We start from the raw sequence: 25,021 nt of genomic DNA, 5'->3' as shown, positions 1-25,021 counted from the left end.
CGCCCGGGACCCGTGCAGGGCAATGCGCCCGGCCCGAACGCATCGTTCAAGCCGGGCGACTCCATACCCCGGAAGTGCCTGGGGGAAGCACTCGGGGCGTCATATGGCCTCTCTTAGGCGAGGAATCCGAAGAACGCGCCGACCAGGGCGATCGCGATCGTCATGAGAAGGATGCCCGTCGCCTTCATGCCCTTCTTGAGGCAGCCGTACATGAGGAACACGTACAGCAGGGAGAGCAGGGAGGGGAAGATCTGATCGAGATACGACTGCATCTCGAAGGTGGTCTCGCCGATAGTCATCGCCAGCGGCGTGGAGAGGGCGACCATACTCGCGCTCATGCCGCCGATGACCATGAGGCCGACGATCGTGGCGCCCTTGCTGAGCTTCTGCAGGATCGCCCCGCCGCGAGCACCCTCGACAAGGCTGGTGCCCGACTTGTAACCGACCATGGTCAGGAAGTAACGGATGATGATATGGGGGATGTTGAAGATCAGGAGGAACAGGATCGGACCCAGGGGGCTGCCCTGCTGGCACAAGGAGATGCCTATGCCACTCGCGATGATGCGCAGCGTGCCCTGGAAGAACGAGTCGCCGATGCCCGCGAAGGGACCCATGAGACCGACCTTGACGTTGTTGATGATCGAGGTGTCGAACTCTGGGTTCTCGCTCGCCTCGCGCTCGAGCGCCGCCGCCACGCCGGAGATGGCGCCCACCACGTGGGGCGTGGTGTTGAAGATCGCCATGTGGCGCGTGAGCGCCGCGGCGCGCTCCTCTTTGGTATGCCAGAACCGCTTGATGGCGGGCCACATGGCGAGGGCGAAGCCCAGACCCTGCTGGCGCTCGTAGTTGTAGCAGTTCTCCAGGAAGAAGGAGTTGAGGAACAGCTCCTTCACGAGCTTCTTGTCGTCAGTGGAAAGCGTGGTCTTCTCGCTACTCATCGAACAGGTCATCTCCCTCGTCAACAGCGGCAGTCTGAGTGCCCGCGGAACCGTTTTCATACGCCACGATGAACGCGACGCCGACGCCGATGATGGTGATGGCCATGATCGGCAGCTTGAGATATGCGAAGAGCACGAATCCGAGCAGGAAATAGATGAAGTTACGACCGTTCATCATGGGCTGGAGCAGCAGCGCGAAGCCCACGGCGGGGATCATGCCGCCCGCAAGGGTCAGTCCGCTCATGATGACCGGCGGGATCGCCTCGACGAACGAGGTGACCGCGGGGGCGCCGAGCAGCACCGCGACGAAACCGACCAGGAAGTACATGCCGCTCTGAAGCATGAGGCCGCCGAAGTTGAGGGCGTGCATGCCGCGGACGTTCGCATCGGCGGCGAGCTTCATCGCGAAGTCCATGAACCAGCTTCGAACGATGAAGAGGGCGACCTTGATGGACTGAGCAAGGATGGAGATGGGCAGGGCCAGGGCCAGGGCGGTCTCGGTGCCCTTGCCGGAAATGATGGCAAATGCGGTGCCCAGGCCGGCACCCACGATGACGTCCGGCGGAACCGCGGCGCCGATCTGCATGGCGCCCATGAACACCAGCTCGAGGCTGGCGCCGACGACGAGACCCGTCGCCAGGTCGCCCAAGACAAGGCCGACCAGCGGCGCCACGACGAGCGGGCGCATGACCATGCACGTTCCGCCCATCTTCTCGAGGGTCCAAGCGATGGCCATGACCAAACCGACCATGATCGCTTCGTACATAGGAACTCCTTCCCCTTTACTTCCGGCGAACCGGATTGATACTTGATGTCTGATGCTTGGATTAGAACTTCTCGCGCAGATGCTTGTAGGACTGCGCCGTCGTCGAGGGGACCTCTTGGACCTCGATTTCGATGCCCATGGCGTCGATGTCGTCGAGAGCCGCCACGTCCTCATCGCTCACATACACCATGCGGGAGAACAGGCGCTTGCCGTCTCCGGATGCCATACCGCCCAAATTGACGAGCGGACGGTCGGGAATGAGGTCGAGGAGCCGCTTGACCGTCTCCGGGTCGGGGCAGACCACGAATACGCGCATGCTCTCCAGACGGGGGTTCTTGAGCAACTCCGCGGCATCCTCGACAGTGCGCACGGCGAGCTTGACGCCCTCGGGGCAGCACATCTTCATGATCTGCTTGCGCATCGGGTCGTTCGCCGCCGCATCGCTCGCGATGACGATCGCGTTGAAATCGAGCTTCGACTTCCAGCTGAATGCAACCTGACCGTGCAAAAGCCTGTCGTCGATTCGGATTCTCTGAATCATGGATATATCCTTTCCCATTCAGGCGCGAAACGCCTACAGTTCCTTCGAGATGTACGCGCTGATGCCCGCATTGAGCCTGCGCGTGAGGTCCCGCCCGTGGTCATCTGCGAGGCGATATGCGAGCACCTGCGCGAACGTGAGGTGCTCCAAGGCACCGAACAGCTCACTCGCCTCCTCGAACACGAAGTCCCGCGACCCCGTGCCGACACCGCCCACCAAGGCGCAGAAGCCGATCTTCTCGTTCAGGAACGTCGCGATCGCACGGGCCTTGTCGGCGTCGACCCCCTTTCGCGCGAAGATGAGGTACGCGCCCGAAGCGTCGAAGGCGTTTTGCGGACCGTGGATGATCTCCTCGAGCTCGAAGCTGCGCGTGACCATCGGCACCATCTCCATCGCCTTGATATCCGCCTCGCGGGCGACCGCCCACAAGTCGTCGGCACCGGCGCACATCAGGTAGTCGGCGCGCATGAGGGAGAAGCGATGAAGGTCGTACCAGGCGAGCGCGCGATCCATTCGCTCGGGCATGACGCCGATGACGGACAGAATCTCATCGTCCATCTGAGACGCACCGGCCTCCGAAACGGCCCCCGATTCGATCCCCATCGAGATGGCGAGCTGCCAGCAGCTCAGAATCGTCGTGCAAACGCCGACCGTCCGATAGAGGAACCGCTCCTCGCCGCACCCCATCTCGATTGCGACATCGGAAGCCGCGGCGATGGGTGATTCGACGTCCGCGGTAATCGAGCACACCGTGCAGCCCGCCTCATGCAGCTTCTCAACCGCCTCGTACACAAGGCGCGTCGCACCACCCTGGCTGATGACGACATACAGCGCATCGCGGTCGAAAGAAGTCGTGTACGAGGTGAACTGGTTCGGGAACACGGGCTGCGCCTCGATGCCCAAGCGATCGAACAGCGGGCAGGCGGCAAGCGCCCCGTTGTAAGAGGATCCGCTGCCGATGAAGACCACGCGCTTATACCCGCGTCCGGCGATCACATCCATGAGCGAGTCCATGCGCTCGCTTCGAGACCGCACCATCGACTCAAGGATCGGCGGAATCGAGGCGATTGAATCCAAAAACGTCAATGCTCCTCCTTGCCACTATCAGATATCAGGACAACGCGAGACGTTTCTCGCGTTGCTGGTGATATTGATAGAACAATTTAATTCTATTTGCAATGACATATTCTTGGATTGTCGGTTTATTGTCATGTTTTATCGGTAAGCGGTAGCACGGCGCGGGCTATTCGGACGACCAAGCACCCCCAATCTGCCGATACATTTCACTTTTCCTGGGCTTTTTGACGACCTGCATCTCAAGACCTTCGCGCTTGATACCGCTATCCACCGGTTTTAAGCCATTTATCGGCAGCTCAGATAATGTGAACCCCCTACATCGCATTCTCGTCTACCATATAAGACGTTTAGGAGGATTTGTCATGTCAAAGATTTCAAAATACCAAGTCGTCGAGCGCGCCATACGAGATGCCATCATCGACGGAACCCTCAAGGTCGGCGATCAGCTCATGACCGAAGAGGAGCTCTGCGCGCGCTTCGGTTTTTCCCGCACGACCATCGGCAAGGCACTCGACAACCTCCGCGCACACGGCTATATCGAACGCGTCGCCGGACGAGGGACGTTCGTCAAAGCGGCGCATGTGGAAAAACAGGCCGGAAGCTCAAGCAGCTTCACCGAGGACATGGCGTCCATCGGTCTCAAGGCCGGCGCGAAACTCATATCGTATGAAGTGCTTCGCGCGCGCGACATGCCCGAGATCGCAAAGCATCTGCACGCCGACGAGAACGAGCTCATACACCACTTTGTTCGCCTGCGCACGGGCGACGAGCGTCCCGTCGCGATCGGCTACACCTACATCCGCGGAAGCGTCATCCCCGCGGTCGACATCGAAAGCCTCGACGGCTCCTTCTACGCATATGTTCGCTCCCTGGGAATAGAGATACACCCCGCCGAGCAGGTGCGCATTTGCGCGGTCCTGCCGAGCGAGGAGCAGCTCGAGCTCCTCGAAGCGAGGGAGATCGCCCTTCTTAGATCCTCGCATGTCAACTGCGCCGTAAAAGACGGGTCGACGGCGCCCTTCGAATACACGGAGACCTATTACAACAGCGACATGTTCTCGTTCACCGCGCAAAACCCCCAGGCGACCGCCACCCCCCAGTGGTGACGGCGGCGGGGCCGCCCCGAACGGCCCCGCCTCAGCTCGGGGCGGCCCCTACCGCACGCTCGCCTCGTAATCGGCGATCGCGGCCAGGAAGGCCTCCCCGTATGCGTCGGCCTTTTTCTCGCCGATGCCGCTGACCTCGAGCAGCTCCTCTCGCGTGGCCGGTCTCTTGCGACACATGCCGCGCAATGTGGCATCCGAGCAGATGATGTACGCGGGAACCTGATGCTCGTCGGCGAGCTCCCGGCGCAGATCGCGCAGCTCCTCGAACAGCTCGGCATCATCGCCCACGCGCGAGCGGGCATCCAGCGCCGCCTCCTCACGCACCAAATCGACGGCGCGCCGTGCACGGCTGGCCGACTTGGTCTTCGAGGCGCGCTTTTTCACGGTGAAGGTAAACTCGCCCGCATGCTGCGGAGCCAGGGCCTCATCGGCGCGAGGGCCGAGGCCCACCACCGGGAAGCGCCCCTGCGACTGCACCAGGTACCCGCAGCCCACCAACTGATCCACGACCTCCTTGATGCGCTTGAGAGGGACCTCACCCACGGCGCCGTACCCGGGAGCGTCGAACAAGTTGAACTGCCGGATCTTCTCGGTATTCGCACCATGCAGCACATCGGCAACGAGCGCCTTGCCAAAACGCCCACCCGTCGCGGCGACCATCCGCAGGGCGGCGAGCGCGACGTCCGTCACATCCTCGACCTCGTAGCGCGTCAGGCAGTTAGAGCAGTTTCCGCACCCCTCAGATGACGAGGCCCCGCCGGTCTCGATGCCGAGAGCCCCCTCGTCGCCAAAATACCGCAGGATATAGGCGCGCAGGCAACCGGTCGTTTGGCAATAGCCCTCCATCTGGGCGAGCAGGCGATAACGGTTCTGACGCGCGAACTCGCGCTCCTCCGGGCTCAACGTGTCGTCCGGCACATCCTTCTCGATGAAAAAGCGACGCAGGCTGAAATCATGCCCGTTCCAAAGCAGATAGCACGCCGCCGGGTCACCGTCGCGCCCCGCGCGGCCCGCCTCCTGGTAATACGCCTCGATGCTCTCCGGCACGTTGTGGTGGATCACGTAGCGAACGTTCGGCTTGTCGATGCCCATGCCAAAGGCGTTCGTAGCGACCATGAGCGGCGCGGCGTCGGCGATGAAAGCCGCCTGCTCGGAAGCGCGGTCCTGTTGCCCCATGCCCGCGTGGTACCGCGCAACCCGGATGCCGTGCGGCCCCAAAACACGGCCGAGCTCGTCGGAGAGCTCGTCCACCGCCTTGCGCGTCGCGCAGTACACGATGCCGCTCTCGTCCTTGTGGGCGAGCGCATAATCGCGGATCCAGGTCGCCTTGGCCTTGTCGCCCATCTCCTCCACGTTGAAGGAGAGGTTCGCACGGTCGAAGCCGGTCACCACCGACTGTGGCGAATGAAGCCCGAGCATCTCGGAGATGTCGTCGCGCACACGGTTCGTCGCCGTGGCCGTAAAAGCCGCCACCACGGGGCGCTGGGGCAGCGCGTTGATGAAGTCGGCGATCGCAAGATAGGAGGGTCTGAAATCCTGGCCCCATTGGGATATGCAGTGTGCCTCATCGACCGCGATCGGGGGCAGACCCAACCCACCGGGCCGGACCAGGCGCTGGGCGAATTCGACGAATCGAGGATCGGACAGGCGCTCGGGCGCCACGTACATGATCTGATACCAGCCCTCTGAAGCGCGCTTGAGCACCGTGTTCTGTTGAGCGGGCGTGAGCGAGGAATTGAGGTAGCTCGGTCGGGCGCCGACTTCCTTGAGCGCGCGGACCTGATCGCCCATGAGCGAGACGAGGGGCGAGATGACCAGGGTGAGCCCCTGCAGCATGAGGGCCGGGACCTGATAGCAAATGGATTTGCCCGCGCCCGTGGGCATAACGCCCAACGCGTCCTCACCGGAGAGGATGGCAGAAACCATCCGCTCCTGACCCGGACGGAAGGAGTCGTAGCCAAAGTACTGTTTGAGCGTCTGCTTTGCCCCGTCTATCACGCGCCGCACCTTTCGCTTTCGATACCGCACACGATGATAGCCGAGAGCGCGTGATACAATCGGCCCACACTTTTATCCAATCCCCACCTCGAAGGAGCTGCCGTGGCAAACGCCGTCGACGCACTCACCGATCGCGCGCTCGAACTCGCGCGCCTCACGATCGTCCGCCGCATCATCACCGCGGTTGCCGTCACGGTCTCGGCGCTCATCCAGACATTCCTGATCCAGGCGTTTGTTCAGCCCGCCGACCTGCTGCCGAGCGGCTTCACCGGCGTGGCGGTCCTCGTCGACCGCATCACCGCGCTCGGCGGCGTGCACATCGATACCTCGCTCGGCATGCTCGCACTCAACATCCCCGTCGCCGCCATGTGCTGGAGCGGTATCAGCCGACGCTTCGTGCTGTTCTCCATGGCGCAGGTCGCCCTGTCCTCGCTGTTCCTCAACGTCTTCAACTTCGGCCCGTTTTTGGGCGACAAGATCATGCTCATCATCTTCGGCGGCGTGGTCTCGGGCCTGTCCATCGCCATCGCCCTCAAGGCCGGCGCCTCAACGGGCGGCACCGACTTTATCGCCCTGTGGGTCTCCAATCACACGGGCAAGACCATCTGGGGAGCCATCTTCGCCTTCAATTGCCTCATCCTGGTGATCTTCGGCCAAATGTTCGGCTGGGACAATGCCGCGTACTCCATCGTGTTTCAGTTCATCTCGACTAAGACGATCGACAGCTTCTACCATCGCTACGACCGCGTGACGCTGCAAATCACGACGCGCCTGGCGGACGAGGTCATGACCGCCTACGTCAACCACTTCCAGCACGGCATCAGCTGCGCCGAGGTCGTCGGTGGATATAGCCGCGACAGGATGTACCTGCTTCACACCGTCGTATCGACCTATGAGAGCCAAGACATCATCAAGCTCGTATGCGACGTCGACCCCGGCGCCGTGATCAACGTGTTCCACACGCTCAACTTCGTGGGCGGCTGGTGGGGCGGCCACGTGGACGAGCCGCTGCCCACCGCGGTACCCGACCCGGACAAGCCCGCCCGCCTGCTGTCCAAGCAAGCCCGCCGCCAGGAGCAGTCCGGCCTGCAGCAGGACGACGGCCGCTAGCCCAACGGCAAATCGCCCCGAATCAATTGCCTGCCCCGATTGGTCTCCGTCTCAATTGGGGACAGGCACCAATTGAGACACATCCCCGAACGAGGCACTAGTCGTCGTCTCCCGAGGAGCCGAGCTGGATGAGGATATCCAGCGCCGCCTGAACGGGCCCGATGCCGCCGTTGGAGACATCTGCATTGATGCCGCGCCCGATACCGCTGCCATTGCCCGCACCGATCTTATATGGGACCGTGAACTTGCGCGTCTTGGGAAAAGCGATGGCACCCAACTTGGTGCGCAGCTCGAATGCAACGTCCTTGGGCACGTCCACACCCTGGTACGTGAGCTTGCCCGCGATGAGCGACACGCTCTCGAGCCCGAGCCTGTCGGATCGAATACGGATACGCGTGCGGTCGAACAGATTCTGCGCGGCCTCGGGCAGCGCCCCGAACGCCTCCTCGCACTCCTGCTGCAGCGCGTCCACCTGCTCGAGCATATCGGCCGCAGCGAGCTTTCGATACACCAGTACGCGGCGGTCGACCGCCGGAACGTACTCCTCTGCCAGGAAAAAGTCGGCCGGCAGGTTGATGGCGACGCCCGCCTGCTCCACGTCCGCGCCACCTTCGCCGCGCGCCTCCGCCACGGCAGCCCCAAGCATCTGCGTGAACAGGTCGAAGCCCACACTCGAAAGATTACCGTGCTGCTCGGCACCGACGAGCGAACCCGCACCGCGGATCTCCAAGTCTCGCATGGCGATGCGCATACCGCTGCCCAGGTCCTGGAACTCGGAGAGAGCGGTGAGGCGCGCCGTGGCCTCCTCGGTGAGGGGCAGCTCGCCCGGGAACATGAAATACGCGTATGCCTGGGTGGCCGAACGACCGACGCGACCCTTGAGCTGATAGAGCTGCGCCAAGCCCAAGCGCTGTGAATCCTCGATGATGAGGGTGTTTGCGCTCGAGTTGTCGATTCCGCTCTCCACGATGGTGGTGGCGATGAGCACATCGATCTTCTTGGTGGCGAACTGCACCATCACATCCTCGACCTCGCGCGGGCTCATCTTACCGTGTGCCACGCCGATACGCGCCTCCGGCGCCGCCTCGAGCACGCGTTCGACGGCGTCGTCGATGGTCTTCACGCGGTTGGACACGTAGTAGACCTGGCCGCCACGCCCAATCTCCAGACGAATAGCCGCGCTCACCACATCCGGGTCGTACTCACCCACATGCACAGCAACCGGGCGGCGCCCGGTAGGCGGCGTGGTGATGAGACTCATGTCGCGCACCCCGCTCATGGCCATCTGCATGGTGCGTGGGATGGGTGTTGCAGAAAGCGTGAGCACGTCGATCTGCTCGCGCATATTTTTGAGCTGCTCCTTGTGTTGGACGCCGAAACGCTGCTCCTCGTCGATAATGACCAGGCCGAGCTCGTGCGGGTTGACGTCGGCCGAGAGCAGGCGGTGCGTGCCGATGAGCACGTCGACTTTACCCTCGGCAAACGCGGCCAGCGCGCGGCGCTGCTGCGCGGGCGTGCGGAAACGCGAAAGCACCTCGACCTCCACGCCAAAGGGCGCGAAGCGCTCGAAGAACGTCTCGTAATGCTGCTGGGCGAGAATCGTCGTGGGGCACAGGACCATGACCTGACGCCCACCGTCTACGCATTTGAACGCGGCGCGCAGGGCGACTTCGGTCTTTCCAAAACCCACGTCACCGCAAAGCAGGCGATCCATGGGCCTGGTCGACTCCATGTCGGACTTGATGTCGGCAATGGCATCGAGCTGGTCGCGCGTCTCGTCGTACGGGAAGCTCTCCTCCATCTCGATCTGGCTCGCGCTGTCCGCCCCAAAGGCGAAGCCCGTGATGGAGCTGCGGCGCGTATACAGATCGACCAGGTCGAACGCGAGCTTCTTGGCGCTCTTGCGGGCCTTGGTGGTGGCACGACTCCAGTCGGCGGTGTTGAGGCGTGTGAGACGCGGGTTGTCGCCGTCGGGACCGACGTAGCGCGTGATACGGTCGACCTGCTCGAGCGGCACGTACAGCTTGTCGCCGCCCGCATACTCCAGCATGAAATAATCGCGCTCCTTGCCGCCCACCTCCTGGCGAACGATCTCGGAGAACAATGCGATACCGTGCGTGGCGTGAACCACGTAGTCACCAGGCTTGAACGGGAACGTCACCTCGGTGATGTCCACGCGGCGACGTGGGCGACCGCGCTTGCCATCCATGCGCGAATTGAGGTCGGCCAGACTGAACACAGCCAAATGAGCCGAGGGTACCACCACGCCGGACGGAATGGGGATGTCGACAAAAGTCACGCGACCGCGCGTGATGGTGGGCACGGCCACGGAGCCCTCCTCGAGGCCGCGTGCGTTGAGCGCATCGACATCTCGCTTGAGCAGGGAGACGGTCACGTCAGATCCCACATGGCCCGCGTTTTCCGGCGCCGCCTGCAGCGACTCCTCGAACGGGACGGAGATATCGGTGAACGAGAGCTCCATCGACTCGCGCGCTCCACGATCGGGGATGGCGAACACGCAGGCATAGCGGTTGTTCACGACCTCCTGGATACGACTGACGAATCGGTTGTCGGAGCCCGCCAACGCCGGCTGCTCGATCTTGAGCTCAGCCGTGACCTGGCCGCCGGCGCGGATGAGGCTCACGTAATTCAGGCGCTGCTGCCGACCGAAATCAAGTTCCTGGGGGCGAACGTAGAGGCCGTCCAAACGCGTGACCTTCGCATCGGCGGCACGGCGCTCAAGATCCTCGTACGCACGCGTGCAATCGTCGAATAACGACCGCGGCTCGGAAAGGATCACGAGCGCATCGCGGTGCACGTGCGCGAGCGGGCTCACCGTGCCCCCGTACATCAGCGGCAAGAACCGCTCGAGCTCAGGTGTGACCACGCGCGCCTGCACGAGCTCGAGCAGCGCCGCAAGCTCCGTGTCATTCTGCGCGGGAAGATAAAGCGCCTCCGAGATGCGTTTCACCGCGTCATCGGTGAGGGCGAGCTCGCGAACGGGGCTTATCTCGACCGACTCCTCATCGCCGATCGTCTGGCCGGTCGACGCCACCATGAGGCGGATGCGGTCGATCTCATCGCCGAAGAACTCGATACGCACCGGGGCCGTGGATTGGGCGGCCCAGATTTCGACGGTATCGCCCTGCACGCGGAAGAGACCGGGGGCATCCGCCGCGTCGGCACGCGTGTACCCCATGCCCACCAGGCGGGCAGGTACCTGCTCGAACGGAATCTCCTCCCCCACCGAAAAGACGGCCGATTGCCAATAACGGCTCTCGAGCGGCGGGACGCAGCGCAGTAGCGAACGCGCCGAGGCGACCATGATGCACGATTCGCCCTGGGCAACCCGCGACATGGCGGCACAGCGAGCGGCGACCACCGCATCGTCCGGCTCGCTGCTCTTCCAGGGATAATCCTTGCGCTCGGGAAAACGGGCCACGTGCTCCGCGCCCACATACGCCGCAAGCGAACGGGCCGCCCGGTCTGCCGCCTCCTCGCCCGAAACGATATACACCGTGGGACGCGGGGCGCGGGCAAACTGCGCCGCGACCGCAAGGGTGCGGCCGGATTGGGAAATCGCAAGCGTGGCATCTTCGCCAGCGGCCAGGGCCGCCTCGATGTCCTGAAGCGCTTCCGCGGTGTAGAGCTGCGCGGCTATGCGGTGAATAAGCATGAAGGGTGCCTCTCAACAAATCTCAATGGGCTATCCCAGTTTGGCGCTTGGGCAGATGTCGGCCAGCGGGCACTCGCCGCACAGGGGCTTGCGGGCGTCGCAGATCTCGCGCCCCAGCATGATCCACTGGTGGTTCACGTCGTTCCAATACTCGCGCGGCAAAATCTTGAGCAGGTCCTGCTCGGTTTTGAGCGGCTCCTTCTCATGCGTTTTGGGCGAGAGCTTAAGACGGTGGGCGACGCGGTTCACGTGCGTGTCCACCGCAATGCCATCGACGATTCCGTAACCGACGTTCAAAACGATGTTGGCCGTCTTGCGCCCCACGCCCGGAAGCTTGACGAGCTCCTTCATCTCGTTGGGAACCACGCCGTCGTAATCGGCCACGATCATCTGCGCGCACGCGATGCAGTGCTTGGCCTTGGTCTTGTAAAAGCCGAGCGACTTGATGACGTCGGAAAGCTCCTCGTATGTCGCCCCGGCCATCTGCTCTGGCGTGGGCCAACGGCGAAACAACTCAGGCGTCACCTTATTGATCTGGGCATCTGTCGTCTGTGCAGAGAGCAGAACGGCGATGACCAATCTGAACGGCGTTTCATGGTCCAGGAAGCACTCAACCGGGCCATAGCGCTCGTTGAGCCTACGACATGTCTCGATCGCGCGCTCGCGCTTGGCCGCATTCGTCTCACGTGGCATGATTCGTGCACGCTCCTTGCTTACTCTTCGTCGTCCGCTACGTCGCTGGATACATCCGAGATCTCGAGCAGCTCGGCAGCCAGGGCGTCATCCTCCATCGCGGTGACGCTCTTGAGCTTGCGCTCAATCACATTCGTACGCGTGTTGATGATGCCGTCGACGGTCTTTCCCGCCGTTTCGATCTGCTTGAGCGCACGGCGCAATTCCGCCTGGTATTTGGGAAACTCGGCCTTTACGGCGCTCAGGACCTTCTGAATCTCATCTGCCCTGCGCTGGAAAGCGAACGTCTGATAGCTCATCTGCAGGCTGTTCAAAATCACCGCCATGGTCGAAGGCCCGGCGACGTTCACCTGATAATCACGTTGCAAGCACTCGATGAGGCCGGGACGATCGACCACCTCGGCGTACAGGCCCTCGAACGGCAGGAACATGACGGCGAAATTCGTAGTCTCGGGCACGCTCAGGTACTTGGAGGAGATGTCCTTCGCCTCCGCCTTGATCACCTGCTCGAGGGTTCGGCGCGCTGCCGCCACACCCTCCGCATCGCCCGCCTCGACGGCGTCGCGCAAATGCTCATACGTATCCCCCGGGAATTTCGAGTCGATGGGCAGCCAAATGGGATCACCGCCCTCGACGGGCAGCTTGACCGCAAACTCCACGCGCTCCGTGCTGCCCGGCTTCGTGGCAACGTTCTCGGCGTATTGGTCAGGCGTAAGAATGTCCCGTAAAATCGCACCGAGCTGGACTTCGCCCAAGATGCCGCGCGTTTTCACATTCGAGAGCACGCGCTTGAGATCGCCCACCCCCGAGGCGATGTTCTGCATGTCGCCAAGACCGCGATACACCGCCTCGAGCTGGCTGCTCACCTGTTTGAACGAAGCCCCGAGACGGTCGTTGAGGGTGGTGGCGAGCTTCTCATCCACCGTGGCCCTGATCGCCTCGAGCTTGAGCTCGTTATCCCGACGAATAGCGCTGAGCTGCACGTCGACGGTCTCACGGACCTTGTCCAGGCGCTGCTCCACCGCTCCGCGATTCTGCTCGAGATTCTGCGCGATTTCACGACGTGCCTCGTCTGCCTTGGAACTCACCTGATCGATCGCACGCACCTGCGAGTCGAAATGCTGCTGCTCGATGATCGAGGTGCTGGCCGCCTGATTGAGCGTCGCCTGCGACGTCGTGAGCACCTGGGAGAGCGCGGACTGAACAGAGACGAGCGCCTCATTTGCGCGCGCCATCTGCTCGCTCGCCTCATCCATGCGCGCACGGCTGCGCTCGAGCTCGCGATGTGCACGCACTTGCATCACAATCGCCGTGGCCGCGCACACCGCAGCCGCAACGGAAGCCAACGCCGCAACCAGTTCCATGCCCATGCCATTGCCCTCACTCAAACGGCCAAATGCCCCACGAGGCGCCGACCGACCTGACATTCTCCCAAACCATCTTAAAGCAGTCGGCGAGCGCTTCCACGACTTCCTCGGGGCTGGCCCCACTCAACACGAACGTCAGCGCGTAGGAGGCGATGAACACCGCCACCAGAAGGACGGGCACGATCAAGATGAGCGCAAGGGTTCGAAGCACGGCCAGCACCCGGCGCCTGCGAACTCGCCTGCGTTCGAAGGCCAGCTCAGCCTGATACTCTTCATAAGCGACAGAGTGTGGCGAATCGTCCAAAACGGCACAAACCGCTTGGGATCCAATAGATTTCCGCTGCTCAATAAAAAGGTCCATGCAAAGCCCTCCTCCTTGGGAAGGACGCACATGGATCGGATCTCTTAGCATTGCGCGGCCGGCGTCCGGAGTCAAGACCCGTTCGCCGACCGCGCTCACCTATCACCCGTGCGGTGTCACCGCAACAGCCCGATCAATCACCTAGGACCGGCGAAGCCTTTGCATCAAGCCGGCAAACGCCGTGCTCAGGCCAAGCGCCAAAGCCCCAGGGCCATCGGCATTGAAGCATCGCCCGTCGAGGGCAAACCGTTGGCGGGCTTACCGTTCGTGCCGGGCGCTTCCTCCGGCATATCGAGCTCGGCATCCGGCTGAGACTGCTCGCCTTCGGGTCGCTGAGGCTTCTCGGAGCCGTCGAGAGCGCCACCCTGGCCTCCAGCGCCTCCTTGACCATTGTCGGGACTATCGCCGCCCTGGCCGGCTCCGCCATCCGTGCTGCCGCCGCCGTCGGACCCATCGCCACCGTTGCCGCCGCCGTTGCCATTGCCGCCCTGATTGCCATCATTGCCATCGCCGCCATCGGGACCAGGAAGCTCGGGGCCGGGCTCGGCGGGGCCCAAATCGACCTGGACCGCATCCGATGTCACCGCGTCGAGGCCGGGCAGACCCTTCACGCGCGCAAAGGCATAGTACTTCTCGCCCGACATCAGGCTCGTGAACACCGGGTCGGTCGTCCACGTGTTGAGCGGGTTGCCCTGAACCGAGGGCTCGTCTCCCAGAAGCACCGGAGCCTCCATGGGAGGATTGGGCGAATCGCACAGCGCGTACTCAATCCGGTGCTCCAACCCCTCAACGCCCGAAACCGTCGCGCTCAAGCGCAGCGAATCCCCGCCGATCTTCTCGACCGAGACCTCCACCTGCACGTTCGCCGGCGAGACCGTCACCGCAAGCGGGACGCTGAGCTGGCGCGCCTCAGCGCTCGAACCCGTCGCACGGTACGTCACCGTCGCCATGGCCTCATGCGTGCCGGCCGCGATGCCCGCAACCGGGGAAATCTTCCAGCTCGAATCGGTCCCTTCGGGAGCCACCGCGGAATTGCCCTTCGTCACGGCAAACGCATCGGAATCAACGGTGACGGACTCGATAGTCACCTCGGCCTTGCTCGTGTTGACCAGCTCGATGGGCAGGGCCTCCACAGGCTGGCCGACTTCCATCGGCTTGAAGCGCAGCGGCTCGGCCTCCAGACCCGGCTCATGGACCTCGTAAAAATCAAAGAGCGTCGCGCTGAAGTAGATGTCTGTCAGGTGAATCTTGAAGTAGCGACCGCGTACCGGACCGTTCTTGAACGCAAACTCCGCGCTCAGCCTCTCATCGCTCCATTCGGACGGCCTCGTATCCGTGCCTCCCCTCCAGCTGTAGCCCTCGACCTCGGTGAATTGCGCGACATCGACCGGCTCGCCCGTCGGCAGGCCCGTATCGGGGGCCGCCAAGACCGTCACCCTCATGTTTTTGCCCCAGCGGGGAATGCCGTTGGTGTTGATGCCCTTCGGCCTCCAGTAGGTGAGCGAACTAATCTCGCGCTCATGACCCAAATCGATCACGATCCATGCGTCGGGACTGCTCTCCGTCTTCGTGATCCAAAACTCGTTACCCGGGCCGTAATATCCGTCGATGACGCGGTTCGCCATCGCCGCGCCGTCGCGCGAAGACGAATACGAGTTCACGGCCATCTCCTCGTACGACACGAAACTCGCATCGCGCTCGCCGGCGGTAAAGGAGAACGTCACGGCCTCGGAAGCCGCCGACATTCCCGTTGCGGGGCGGCGCACCTCGACCGTGCGATTTCCCTTGTACGTACGCCCGATATCAAAAGGCTCCCACGTTCCGCCGTCGACGCGCATCTGCAGCCCCTCGACAACCTTGCCGTCCTGGAAGTAGATGCGGTTGGCGCGATCGTTGCCCTCGATCATGATGCGACCGAGCTCGCGCTTGGAAATATCGATGGAGTTGACCACATTCGCACCGATGAGCTGGATCTTGATGTCGTTCTCGGCCGTGATCGACTCGAGCTGATCACCCGTGAGCTGGACCTCGGTTTCGCCGGCGGTCAGCTGCGTCCAGGAGGAGCCTCCGTCCAAGCTGTACTTCCAAGCAACGCCACCGCCGCGCAGGTGCTCGCCCAGGCGGATCTTTCCGCCGTGCTCGCCATCATAGGAGAACAGCGCCACCGCACCATCGGAGCGGCCCATGAGAGCATGGGCGATGCTCACGCATGCATCGCGGTTGACGGTCTGCTCCTTTGTCACCTGAGTGGCTTTTTGCAGCGCATCCATGCGGATCGCGTCCAGTGCCACCAGGTGCTTGTTTTCGGTGCGACGGTTGATCTCCTTGATGAGATCGTGCATCGGCAGCGGATGGAACTTCAAGTCCCCCGCGAGCCCGGAGGCGAATGCCGCCCATTCCTCGGCAACAGCGCCGCGCTTCACCATAAGATCGACCTGCCCGCAAATGGCATCGTAGTTGATGGCCTGCGCAGCCCGCGCCGCATTCATCGCCTCTTCCTGGGCAACGGCGTCGCCGTCAAAGCTCGCAGCCACCAGGCGCGCCTCGTAGCTGCGACGATACGCCTCCGCATCCGCCAGCGCCTCCTGGGCGTACAGGGCGTAACCGCCGCGGAAATCATAGGTGGAGGTACGGCCCCAATCGCCCATCCAATGTGCGACGTCGGCGTTCCGGCTCCGCCCAAAACCCGACACGTCATTTTGGACACGATACGTGGGCACCATCTTGCCCGACGCGTCCTGACGCAGCTCGTACGTGAGCGTCGCCGCATGGCCGGGCTGCCCCACCACGAATGAGGGGACGCCCACCATGCCGTTGAGATTGGCGAACGTCTTTGCAAGGGCGCCGCACACGCCGCCCTTCTCAAACGCCATCCACAGGCGGTGGTACCTCGTCTTTTCCTGCGTGGCACCGGGGACCTTTGAAGTTTCGCCGCAGCCGATGTGGTAGGGATCGGTCGGCTTCTGATTGGGGAAGTTCGGATCATCATAGGCGAGGCGATACTTCTCCTGCCAACCGCCCTGCCACGTTGTAAGAGCACCGCCATCCGTTCCGGTGGAGGACTTGATCTCGGTCACAGGGCCGGTGAACTTCGCATCATCGTAAAAATCGGCGTAGCTATACCCGCCGTTGTTGGTGAAATCGCCCTTGTACGACACATACGAATACGCATTCAGGCGACTGTCCTCATGCTCGGCGTTGGGATAGCGATGCAGCGAGTAGTTGGCCAGCCAGGCGAGCTCCTCGTCTGGGATCTGGTTCTCGAACACATAGCGCATGGTTTCGACCGGCAGCCCGTCGAAGAGCTCCTTCTGGAAGCGATATCGGCTGTCCGCGCGAAAGACCTTGATCATGTTGTAGCGCACGAGCGGATCGGATACGAAACCCGGGTCGCCCGTCCACAGGCGCGCGCGACCCGAAACGTCGAGCGAGGCGGCGATCATCATGCGCAGGAAAACGTCGGCGTCGGCACCGGTCAGATCCGCACCATAGGCCTTACGCAAATCGCGCAGAATACCGAGGGACTGAATGTAGTCGGCCGGAAGCGCCGCGGCGTTCCGCCTATTCGTATGAACCTTGCCGCCCAGGATGTAATGACGCAACGCAGAAAGATCGCCCATCAGCCAGTCGACGAGTTCGGCATTGGCCGAATTCTTCTCGCAAAACTCGCGGAGCTGCTGCTCGCCCGCGCGGTTGACGAGCTCCCGCTGCAAAAGCAGACGCTCCGCAGCCTCATCCAACGTGCCCTCGGCGGCACGGGCCGCAAGATCGCGCGCACTACCGAGCTTGCGGATCTGCCCATCCAGGCTCGCAAGCGACTGAACCGCACTCACCGGCGCCGCATGAGCGGCGACGGGCGGCGTCGCCATGGAGATTGCCACCGATGCCGTGACGATACCGGCAGCCACGGCTGCCGCTTTGATCGCACTCGTCGCCGTGCGGGGCGCATTCACATAACGGGTAGTTGCGAGATGGGTCTCGCGGGGGCGCTGGTCGATCATGGCCATGGCGCACTCCTTTTATGCTGCGTGTATGGTACCCGCCCATTTTACCCTAGCAACCTGGTGGGGAATATGTTTTTCCCGCCGCGAAATCGCCCATCACGAATAAGCCCCCGCGATCGCTCGATCACGGGGGCTCTTTTCGCTTGCGATACGCGAGGCGCTTCGATCCTAGTAGTTGACGACCTGCTCCTCAAAATAGGCCTGCGGATGGGCGCACACGGGGCACATCTCCGGCGCGGTGGGGCCGACATGCAGATGACCGCAGTTCAGGCACTTCCAGACTTTCACGCCCTCGCGAGTAAAGACCTCGCCCTTCTCAACGCGCTCGGCAAGCTTGTTGTAGCGCTCCTCATGGGCCTTCTCAACAGCGCCGACGCCGCGGAACTTGGCGGCGATGGCCGTAAAGCCCTCTTCCTCGGCGGTCTTGGCGAACTCATCGTACATGGTGGTCCACTCGTAGTTCTCGCCCGCCGCCGCGTCGCGCAGGTTCTCCAGCGTGCTCGGAATATCGCCGCCGTGCAGCTCCTTGAACCACAGCTTGGCGTGCTCGGCCTCGTTCAGGGCCGTCTCCATGAAGATGTTGGAAATCTGAACGAAACCCTCCTTCTTAGCCTTGGAGGAGTAGTAACGATACTTGGTATGCGCCTGAGACTCGCCGGCGAATGCGGCCTCGAGGTTCTTCTTGGTCTGCGACTGCTCGAAATCCATGAGTTCCTCCCTCGGTGGTGCAACACAGGCACGGCGCCGCGGCTGCACCACATCCGCGACCCGATGACGGGCCGGCCCCTATCGAGAAACCGTCCCAATGAGGTAGTTATACCCCAATTCCACGATGCCTCAATCAGGCGATGCGCCAAACCCCTTCGTTTTCACAGCAGAACCCCTCGCGTTCCAGATCCGAGAGAATGGACTCGACCAGCTCACGCTCCACCGGAGCTCGGCCTGCATCGCGCTCGGAGGCGCAAAGCGCCGCGTGCACGGACGGGGCATCCATCCCCTCCCCGAGCTCGCCCGCCGCGAGAAGCATGCGCACGATCTCAGCGCGTTTCTGACGACGGGACCCCTCGAACTTCGACTGGCGCGTATACGCCTTAGCGCGTCGAGAGGGGTTGGGAACGGTCTTTTTGAGGTACGCACCGTAATCGAGCATCGCGTAATACCAAGAACGGGGTGTATCGTCTTCGTCCTGAGGAACGGCGTAAACGCCCAGAGCCCCGCCATCGACGTCGATCGATGTTTCGAACGAATCCAGCCCCGCCGGGCAGGTCGCCTCGACGATGGGAACAAGCTCCCTGTCGGGCACAGACGGCACGTCGGGAAAGAGGTGGTGCAGCACCACGGTCCTCACGTTCGTCTCGAGGTACACCCCGGGCAGATCGAAGGCGAACGCCCGAATCCCCTGCGCCGTCGCAGGTCCGATACCGGGCAGGGCGACGAGCTCCTTCACTTCAGTGGGGAAGACGCCGTCGTAATCGAACGCGATTTGCTCGGCCGCCGCCTTGAGCGCCAACGCACGGCGGTTGTAACCCATGCCCTGCCACGCCGCCAACACCTCGGCAGTGCCGGCTTCGGCGAGGGCGAACACGCTCGGGAACCGATCCAGCCATTCGACCCAACGGGCCTCCACGCGCGCCACCTGCGTTTGCTGCAACATGACCTCGGACAGCCATATCTCATACGGGTCGCGCGTGCGGCGCCACGGAAGGTCGCGATACAGACGAACCCCTTCCGTCCTCACAAGCGTACGGAAGGGGTTCATGTCCATGCGTGCTCCTTAAGGGCGAGCAGCTTACTTGCCGCACACCTTCCCACACGACGCGTACTCGACAAAGCGGTCGCGGTCGGTGAATTTAACGTCAACAGCGGGATATTGACGGTGATTGACGACATCGTCAAGCGTCACGGAATCGAGGTAGTCGCGCAGCAGCTCCTGAGCACCGACCCAGATGGGGTGATAGCAGCAGCACTCCATGCGCGGGCACATGCCCTCCTCGGCGGTGCAGTCGTTCATGACGAGCGGGCCCTGCACGGCCTCGACGATCTGGCGAATGGTAATCTCGGACGGCTCGAGGCGCAAGCGCATACCGCCGCGCACGCCACGCAGGCTCTCCACGATGCCGGCCTGAACCAGACCGTGCTGGATCGAACGAGCGAAGGAATACGGGACATCCACCGCCTCGGCGGCGGTACGGACCGACAGAAGGCTCTCGTTACCTTCGGCAAGCATTGCCAGCATTCGGAGGGCGTAATCGGTTTTGCGGGAGATATCCATCTCAATAAACTCCTTGCTGGGCTTCACGCCACTCGGCCGCAGGTTAAACACAATCAGTATGAATATGGGTGGGCCTGAGAAGACCCCCTATCAATTTATATCAAATCTGTTCATCTACTATACAACGTTTGACGAAAAACGTCCTTTTGGGAACTCATGTACTTTTAGATGCATATCTAACGCAAAAAGCCCCGTCAGAAGACGAGGCTTTAATTGCGATGGCGGGAAGTACGGGGCTCGAACCCGCGACCTCCGACGTGACAGGCCGGCGCTCTAACCAAACTGAGCTAACTCCCCAGGCAGGCAATTCGCTTGTGCTCTTTGCTGCGGGGATTAGTATACACAGAGAACGACAACGGACGCAAGAACTTTTTCAAAAAAATTTTCTCGTTGCCCAATGACTGTAAAACCGCAGGTCAGATGCAGTACAGTTCGCCTTAAACAGGCTTCTTCGCGCCGACGAGCGAAAAAACTTTTTCTCCAAGCCCATCGCCCATCCAAGGAAAAGGGCTGCGCACATGCGCAGCCCCTCCCTACAAATCGATGATCTCGGCCGAGAGAACTCGGCCCGCCTCCACCATCAAACGCGCGATGGTGGGCCCGCGCATACCGCGTGGCAATGAAGCCGAACCCGGGTTGATCACCAAGCAGCCGTCAAGGCGCTCGATCATGGCGCGGTGCGTGTGACCGCACACGGCCACGTCGACGTCGTCCAAGGGCAGCCGCTCGCGGAAGTGCGACACAGCGAAGCGCAGGCCCTCGTACGTGAACTCGTTCAAGCGAACGACCTCGGAGCCGTACGCGTAAAAGCCGTCATTGTTGCCGAGCACGCCGCGAATGGCAGGCACGCTCACCTCAAGCTCGGCCCAATTGGACTCCGAAGTGACATCCCCCGCATGGATCAGCAGGTCGCACCCGTCGATCTCGCGCTTGAGCTCCGGTGCGAGATAGCCGTGCGTATCCGAGACGATGTCGATGCGGCGCGCCATTACAGGTTCAACGCCTTCTTGAGCGGAACCACACGGCGGCGACTCACGGGGATGCGCTCGTCCACGCCGCTCACGCCGAGCTGGATGGCGCCGGAAGGCACGGTCTCGACATCTTCGACGTTGACGAGGTTCACGATATAGCGACGATGCACGCGGAAGAAGCCGAACTCGCCCAACTTGGACTCGAACTGCGCGAGCGAGGTGGTGGACAGGTAGCGATCATCCTCCGTGAAGATGCAGGAGTAATCGTCCTTGGCCATGATGAAGCGGATCTGGTCGACAGGGATGAGGACCTTGCGACCGCCCTTTTCCACCGGGATGCGCTCGATGTTGGTGGGCTTGGCCGCGGGCTCGGCCGGCACCGGCTTGGCGCGGGCGATGACCTTCTCGATCGCGCGGTCCAAGCGGGCCTCCTCGACCGGCTTCATGAGATAGTCGACCGCATCCACGTCGAACGCCTCGACCGCATGTTCGCTGTAGGCGGTCACGAATACAATCGCAGGCGGATTCTTGAGCTTGTAGAGGGCCTCGGCAAGCTGCAGACCCGACGCTCCGGGCATCGAGATATCCAGGAACACGACGTCGACCCTCGTCCCCATGAGCATCTCGATGGCGGAGCGGACGCTCGACGCCTCGGTGATGGAGCCGATCTTGCCCGTCTGCTCCAAGAGGAAACGCAGCTCAGAGCGCGCAGGGGCCTCGTCATCGACGATCATCGCACGTAGCATATAAATCGATTACCTTTCATTCCTATAGATGGGACCCGGCGCAGACGCCGTCCGTACGGTCTCGTACCCATTCTACCCCTCGTCGTACATACTACCCTCAAGATCGAGATGCAGACGAACGGCGGTTCCATGTCCGGGCTCGGACTCGACGCTCGTGCGCGAGTTGGGCCCGTAGAAGCGCTTGATGCGCTCAGATATGTTGTGCATGGCAACGCCCGCGCCACCGCCCTGGGGCGCATTGGGGTCGGGGGGCGTCACCGATTGGTCGAACAAGCGCATGGCGGTCTGCTCGTCCATGCCCACGCCATCGTCGGCGACCTCGATGGACACCGCGCGGTCCCCCGCCATGGCCACGGTGATGGAAATACCGAGCGGCCCCTCATCGGGCATGGCATGGCGCACGGCGTTCTCCACCAGCGGCTGGATGACGAACGCGGGGATCTGCATGTCCTCCGCGTCCTCGTCCACGTTGGCGGTCACGACGATACGGTCCTCGCCAAAGCGAGCCTTCTCGAACTTCAGATAACGCAGCGTCTGGGCGATCTCTCGCTTGACGGGAATGAGTTGACCGGAGTTCTCGAGCGTGGCGCGATAGAACTGGGAGAACTCGCGCAGGAGCTCGCGAGCTCGCAGGGGCTCGGTACGGGTGAGCGCCGCGATGGTGTTCAGCGTGTTGAACAGGAAATGCGGATTGATCTGGGCTTGCAGCGCACGGATCTCGGCGCGGGCGGTGAGCTCGGACTGGCGCTCGAGCTCATGCACCGTGAGCTGGGTGGAAAGCAGCTCGGCAAAACCCGATGCCAGCGCATACTGGGTGCGGTTGACGTGGCGCGGGGAGCGGAAATAGAACTTGAGCGTTCCCACGGCCTGCCCGCGCACCATGAGCGGCGCGATGATGCCCGCCGGGATGTGGCGGCGGCGTCCTTGCTCGCCGCGCACGTCCATCACGTTGGTGAAGGACTGGGCGATGCCGTGATCGATGACATAGCGCGTGGCGGGGGTGTGAATGGACGACCCCGCCGGAAAATCCTCAGAGAGCTCGCCCACGCAAGCGAGGACGACCTCGCGGTCGGTGACGGCGATGGTCATCGCACGGGTATGCGGCAGCAGGCGGCGGCAGATCTGCTCGGCGCTCTCGGGCGTGAGGCCGCAGGTGATGTCCTCGAGCATCTCGGACGCGACGGCAAGCGTCTGCTCGGTGTACTGGGAGCGCAACGTGTCAGGCGTGAGGAACGCGTAGATGAACGCGAGGACCAAGATCACAAGCAGCGTGAGCGCCGCGAGGGTCGTGATCGATTCGACACCCGTGAGGATAGCGTAGCCGAACAGGCAGACCAGCACGAAAATCGCCATCGCGCTCAACAGGCGCATGGCGGAAAGCGCATCGACAGGGGCCAGGCCGCGCGCACCGGCGGCGATTCGGGCACTCGCCCGCGTATCTTGCTTGTTCATTAAGGCTCCAACAGGGCACGCAGCCCCTCGTCGCCCGCGAGACCTGCCACGATACTCGGCCAGAAGCTCACAAAGCGCAGATAATCATCTTGATGCACGCGCGCATGCTCGCGCGCCTCGTCTATCCCATGGCGATAGATGCGCCAATATCCGCGATGCTCACGGGTGAACAGGGCGCGGACCAGCGCGGTCTTGCGCACGCGGTCGTCCAGCCCATCCGAGATCCACGGACCCGGATAAGGCATGAGCGAGGCGGCCGTGACCGATGTGATGTCGGGTCGGCGCGCGGCGCTGGCGAGCTTGGCGCGCTCGTAGTACCAACGGTACACGTTTTGCATGAATCGCGGCGCATGCTCGGCCTGGTGGGGTGGCAGATGCTTGACCACCCAGGCGTTGTCGAACCACACGTCCATACCGGCAAGGCGCATGTTGAACAGGAAGTCCAGGTCCTCACCGCGGGTGATGAACGGGTCGAAGGACACGCGGCGAAACGCCCGCGCGTGCACGACAAAGCAACCGCCGCACACGTAATTCGAACGCGAGATGCGCGTGCCCGAAAGGGCGCGCTCCATCCAACGGTTGAACTCGATGCGCTTGGTCCACCAGCGATTGGTGAGACCGTTCTTCTTCGTGGTGTCGGCCAGGGGCGAGCCAGCCTCGTTGTAAAAGTAGCCGCTCTTGGCGAGGATGGGCAGGCGCTGGCGCGTCTCATGCCCCAAGCCGTACAGGGCCTTCTCCAAGAAATCGGGGGCGAGCACCACTTCGTCGTCGTCCAAGAACACCACGGCGTCATGGCCAAGAATGGCGGCGCAGACCAAACCCATGTTGCGGATGGCGCCGTAGCCGCGCAGGGACACGCCCTCGCCACGCACCTTGGGCGCGATCGCGGCGACACGGTCCATGATGACCGAGGCCTCGCGGTTGGTGACGAGCGTCACCTCGAGTGAGGGATGGTCCTCGATGATTCCGCGGACGCGCTCGGCGATGCGCTCCGTGAGCTGCTGGGGGCAGACGAGCAGCACGATGATGCGGCCGATGTTCCTGACCTGCTCGAGGGAAGCCAGGCAGCGATCGAGCTCGGGGCGCGCGGAGCCCACCTCGGAAGCGTGATCATACGCCCCCGGCGATTCGAGATCGGCGGAATCGCCCGCCCAATAGCTCGGTATCACGATGGTTGGATTCATGCGCCCTCCCCTCGGCCAACATCTCGAGCGGAAGCGCCTGTAATCGCGCGCCGATTCGCGGCGCGCGGTGCGAGCGAACTCCCGCAGCTATTACCTGTTTGTACCCGTTTGCGCGAGTTCACGCTTGATAAGCGGCGTTTTTGCCAGCGAACGGGCAAGCGGATACCCCAACAGATACATGATAACCGCTTCACCCAGCCCCGTGGTCACCAACCCGAAGAGATACATAAGCGGATAGGTACCATCTAGCGAGATGGACGTGAAGGGAATGGTGTAAAAGCCGATCCCCTGCAGCAGCAGAGGAAGATACGCCGGAACGATGAGGGCGTTGGCCAGCACCGGGCCCATGAGCGCGATCGCCGGGCGGCGGCGCAGCTTCCAGGTGAAGGACGCGCCAACGAATGTGGCGAGGGAGCCGAACACCACATCGAGCATGCCGAGCATGCCCGTACCGGACAGGGCGATGTTGGCGATATTGGCGATGGCGCAGCCCAGGGTAAGCCCTGGAACGGCCGCAGGCGTGAACAGGGCCAAGACGCACAGGGCTTCGCTCACGCGGAACTGGATCGGGCCCCAGGCGAGACTGCCCAAAAACATCACCGTGACAAGCGTGGCGGCGGCATACACGGCCGCAATCATGCCCACGCGCGCGATGTAATGCGTGTCACGCGAGCGCACGGGAGCCTCACCCGTCATGACGGAAGGGGCGTTCTTACTGTTCTGTTCCATGTTCTTCATCACCTTCAAAGAATCGGAGGG

Annotated in this window: 20 protein-coding genes and 1 tRNA gene; 2 read left to right on the top strand and 19 right to left on the bottom strand. The window is 62.7% G+C overall.

What is annotated here, in order from left to right; genetic code table 11:
- Positions 1-113: 113 nt before the first annotated feature.
- From FY258_RS00940 to FY258_RS00925, 4 genes are all read right to left on the bottom strand, one after another.
- On the bottom strand, positions 114-938 hold the full coding sequence (locus FY258_RS00940; RefSeq protein WP_118102450.1) for a PTS system mannose/fructose/sorbose family transporter subunit IID: 825 nt from the start codon (positions 936-938) through the stop codon (positions 114-116).
- Positions 931-1,704: a PTS mannose/fructose/sorbose/N-acetylgalactosamine transporter subunit IIC gene (locus FY258_RS00935; RefSeq protein ID WP_118102449.1), complete on the bottom strand. Its 774-nt coding sequence runs from the start codon at positions 1,702-1,704 to the stop codon at positions 931-933. Before FY258_RS00935 ends, FY258_RS00940 begins: the two co-directional genes overlap by 8 nt.
- 61 nt (positions 1,705-1,765) lie before the next feature.
- Complete coding sequence (locus tag FY258_RS00930; RefSeq protein ID WP_118102448.1) at positions 1,766-2,245, bottom strand: PTS sugar transporter subunit IIB; 480 nt, start codon at positions 2,243-2,245, stop codon at positions 1,766-1,768.
- A 33-nt stretch (positions 2,246-2,278) separates the two neighbouring features.
- On the bottom strand, positions 2,279-3,331 hold the full coding sequence (locus FY258_RS00925; RefSeq protein ID WP_118102447.1) for an SIS domain-containing protein: 1,053 nt from the start codon (positions 3,329-3,331) through the stop codon (positions 2,279-2,281).
- 353 nt (positions 3,332-3,684) lie between these two features.
- On the opposite strand from FY258_RS00925, the gene FY258_RS00920 reads away from it, so the two are divergent.
- Positions 3,685-4,428, top strand: coding sequence for a GntR family transcriptional regulator (locus FY258_RS00920; protein ID WP_118102446.1), 744 nt, complete (start codon positions 3,685-3,687; stop codon positions 4,426-4,428).
- A gap of 48 nt (positions 4,429-4,476) precedes the next feature.
- Here the strand turns inward: FY258_RS00920 and FY258_RS00915 are convergent, their stop codons facing one another.
- A complete protein-coding gene (locus tag FY258_RS00915; protein ID WP_118102445.1) occupies positions 4,477-6,426 on the bottom strand; it encodes a RecQ family ATP-dependent DNA helicase in 1,950 nt (649 codons plus the stop codon).
- A gap of 102 nt (positions 6,427-6,528) precedes the next feature.
- On the opposite strand from FY258_RS00915, the gene FY258_RS00910 reads away from it, so the two are divergent.
- Positions 6,529-7,536: a YitT family protein gene (locus FY258_RS00910; protein ID WP_118102444.1), complete on the top strand. Its 1,008-nt coding sequence runs from the start codon at positions 6,529-6,531 to the stop codon at positions 7,534-7,536.
- A gap of 97 nt (positions 7,537-7,633) precedes the next feature.
- On the opposite strand, the gene mfd is transcribed toward FY258_RS00910, so the two are convergent.
- The 14 genes from mfd to FY258_RS00840 all read right to left on the bottom strand — a co-directional run bounded on the left by mfd (position 7,634) and on the right by FY258_RS00840 (position 24,958).
- Positions 7,634-11,212 carry a transcription-repair coupling factor gene (gene mfd, locus FY258_RS00905; RefSeq protein WP_118102443.1) on the bottom strand — a complete coding sequence of 1,193 codons (3,579 nt, stop codon included), beginning with the start codon at positions 11,210-11,212 and terminating at the stop codon, positions 7,634-7,636.
- A gap of 30 nt (positions 11,213-11,242) precedes the next feature.
- Positions 11,243-11,905, bottom strand: a complete 663-nt coding sequence (nth, locus tag FY258_RS00900; RefSeq protein ID WP_118102442.1) for an endonuclease III — start codon at positions 11,903-11,905, stop codon at positions 11,243-11,245.
- A gap of 20 nt (positions 11,906-11,925) precedes the next feature.
- Positions 11,926-13,275 carry a DNA recombination protein RmuC gene (locus tag FY258_RS00895; protein WP_118102441.1) on the bottom strand — a complete coding sequence of 450 codons (1,350 nt, stop codon included), beginning with the start codon at positions 13,273-13,275 and terminating at the stop codon, positions 11,926-11,928.
- A 10-nt stretch (positions 13,276-13,285) separates the two neighbouring features.
- Positions 13,286-13,633 carry a hypothetical protein gene (locus FY258_RS00890; RefSeq protein WP_118102440.1) on the bottom strand — a complete coding sequence of 116 codons (348 nt, stop codon included), beginning with the start codon at positions 13,631-13,633 and terminating at the stop codon, positions 13,286-13,288.
- 185 nt (positions 13,634-13,818) lie between these two features.
- Positions 13,819-17,640, bottom strand: coding sequence for a discoidin domain-containing protein (locus FY258_RS00885; protein WP_118102439.1), 3,822 nt, complete (start codon positions 17,638-17,640; stop codon positions 13,819-13,821).
- 165 nt (positions 17,641-17,805) lie between these two features.
- Positions 17,806-18,345, bottom strand: a complete 540-nt coding sequence (rbr, locus tag FY258_RS00880) for a rubrerythrin (protein WP_118102438.1) — start codon at positions 18,343-18,345, stop codon at positions 17,806-17,808.
- 133 nt (positions 18,346-18,478) lie between these two features.
- Positions 18,479-19,402, bottom strand: a complete 924-nt coding sequence (locus FY258_RS00875) for an HhH-GPD family protein (protein ID WP_118102437.1) — start codon at positions 19,400-19,402, stop codon at positions 18,479-18,481.
- A gap of 24 nt (positions 19,403-19,426) precedes the next feature.
- Entirely contained in the window at positions 19,427-19,909 is a 483-nt protein-coding gene (locus tag FY258_RS00870) for an RrF2 family transcriptional regulator (protein WP_118102436.1), read from the bottom strand.
- A 219-nt stretch (positions 19,910-20,128) separates the two neighbouring features.
- Positions 20,129-20,206 (bottom strand) — tRNA-Asp (locus FY258_RS00865).
- Positions 20,207-20,442: 236 nt separating this feature from the next.
- Positions 20,443-20,898, bottom strand: coding sequence for a metallophosphoesterase (locus tag FY258_RS00860; RefSeq protein WP_118102435.1), 456 nt, complete (start codon positions 20,896-20,898; stop codon positions 20,443-20,445).
- A complete protein-coding gene (locus FY258_RS00855) occupies positions 20,898-21,626 on the bottom strand; it encodes a LytR/AlgR family response regulator transcription factor (protein ID WP_118102434.1) in 729 nt (242 codons plus the stop codon). Before FY258_RS00855 ends, FY258_RS00860 begins: the two co-directional genes overlap by 1 nt.
- A 72-nt stretch (positions 21,627-21,698) precedes the next feature.
- Complete coding sequence (locus FY258_RS00850; RefSeq protein ID WP_118102433.1) at positions 21,699-23,078, bottom strand: histidine kinase; 1,380 nt, start codon at positions 23,076-23,078, stop codon at positions 21,699-21,701.
- Complete coding sequence (locus FY258_RS00845; RefSeq protein WP_118102432.1) at positions 23,078-24,262, bottom strand: glycosyltransferase family 2 protein; 1,185 nt, start codon at positions 24,260-24,262, stop codon at positions 23,078-23,080. Before FY258_RS00845 ends, FY258_RS00850 begins: the two co-directional genes overlap by 1 nt.
- Before the next feature lie 90 nt (positions 24,263-24,352).
- Positions 24,353-24,958 carry a QueT transporter family protein gene (locus tag FY258_RS00840; protein ID WP_118103930.1) on the bottom strand — a complete coding sequence of 202 codons (606 nt, stop codon included), beginning with the start codon at positions 24,956-24,958 and terminating at the stop codon, positions 24,353-24,355.
- Between the last annotated feature and the right edge of the window lie 63 nt (positions 24,959-25,021).

It is taken from the genome of Collinsella intestinalis, from assembly GCF_902364775.2.
GTDB lineage: Bacteria > Actinomycetota > Coriobacteriia > Coriobacteriales > Coriobacteriaceae > Collinsella.
The sequence above is the reverse complement of the archived record's forward strand: the minus strand, read 5'-3'. Positions and strand labels throughout refer to the sequence as shown.

What these genes read in the sequence shown, in the direction of transcription:
- FY258_RS00940 (WP_118102450.1), bottom strand. Translation starts at nt 938, where the DNA reads ATGAGTAGCGAGAAGACCACGCTTTCCACTGACGACAAGAAGCTCGTG.
- FY258_RS00935 (WP_118102449.1), bottom strand. Translation starts at nt 1,704, where the DNA reads ATGTACGAAGCGATCATGGTCGGTTTGGTCATGGCCATCGCTTGGACC.
- FY258_RS00930 (WP_118102448.1), bottom strand. Translation starts at nt 2,245, where the DNA reads ATGATTCAGAGAATCCGAATCGACGACAGGCTTTTGCACGGTCAGGTT.
- FY258_RS00920 (WP_118102446.1), top strand. Translation starts at nt 3,685, where the DNA reads ATGTCAAAGATTTCAAAATACCAAGTCGTCGAGCGCGCCATACGAGAT.
- mfd (WP_118102443.1), bottom strand. Translation starts at nt 11,212, where the DNA reads ATGCTTATTCACCGCATAGCCGCGCAGCTCTACACCGCGGAAGCGCTT.
- nth (WP_118102442.1), bottom strand. Translation starts at nt 11,905, where the DNA reads ATGCCACGTGAGACGAATGCGGCCAAGCGCGAGCGCGCGATCGAGACA.
- FY258_RS00895 (WP_118102441.1), bottom strand. Translation starts at nt 13,275, where the DNA reads ATGGGCATGGAACTGGTTGCGGCGTTGGCTTCCGTTGCGGCTGCGGTG.
- FY258_RS00890 (WP_118102440.1), bottom strand. Translation starts at nt 13,633, where the DNA reads ATGGACCTTTTTATTGAGCAGCGGAAATCTATTGGATCCCAAGCGGTT.
- FY258_RS00885 (WP_118102439.1), bottom strand. Translation starts at nt 17,640, where the DNA reads ATGGCCATGATCGACCAGCGCCCCCGCGAGACCCATCTCGCAACTACC.
- rbr (WP_118102438.1), bottom strand. Translation starts at nt 18,345, where the DNA reads ATGGATTTCGAGCAGTCGCAGACCAAGAAGAACCTCGAGGCCGCATTC.
- FY258_RS00875 (WP_118102437.1), bottom strand. Translation starts at nt 19,402, where the DNA reads ATGGACATGAACCCCTTCCGTACGCTTGTGAGGACGGAAGGGGTTCGT.
- FY258_RS00870 (WP_118102436.1), bottom strand. Translation starts at nt 19,909, where the DNA reads ATGGATATCTCCCGCAAAACCGATTACGCCCTCCGAATGCTGGCAATG.
- FY258_RS00860 (WP_118102435.1), bottom strand. Translation starts at nt 20,898, where the DNA reads ATGGCGCGCCGCATCGACATCGTCTCGGATACGCACGGCTATCTCGCA.
- FY258_RS00855 (WP_118102434.1), bottom strand. Translation starts at nt 21,626, where the DNA reads ATGCTACGTGCGATGATCGTCGATGACGAGGCCCCTGCGCGCTCTGAG.
- FY258_RS00850 (WP_118102433.1), bottom strand. Translation starts at nt 23,078, where the DNA reads ATGAACAAGCAAGATACGCGGGCGAGTGCCCGAATCGCCGCCGGTGCG.
- FY258_RS00845 (WP_118102432.1), bottom strand. Translation starts at nt 24,262, where the DNA reads ATGAATCCAACCATCGTGATACCGAGCTATTGGGCGGGCGATTCCGCC.
- FY258_RS00840 (WP_118103930.1), bottom strand. Translation starts at nt 24,958, where the DNA reads ATGACGGGTGAGGCTCCCGTGCGCTCGCGTGACACGCATTACATCGCG.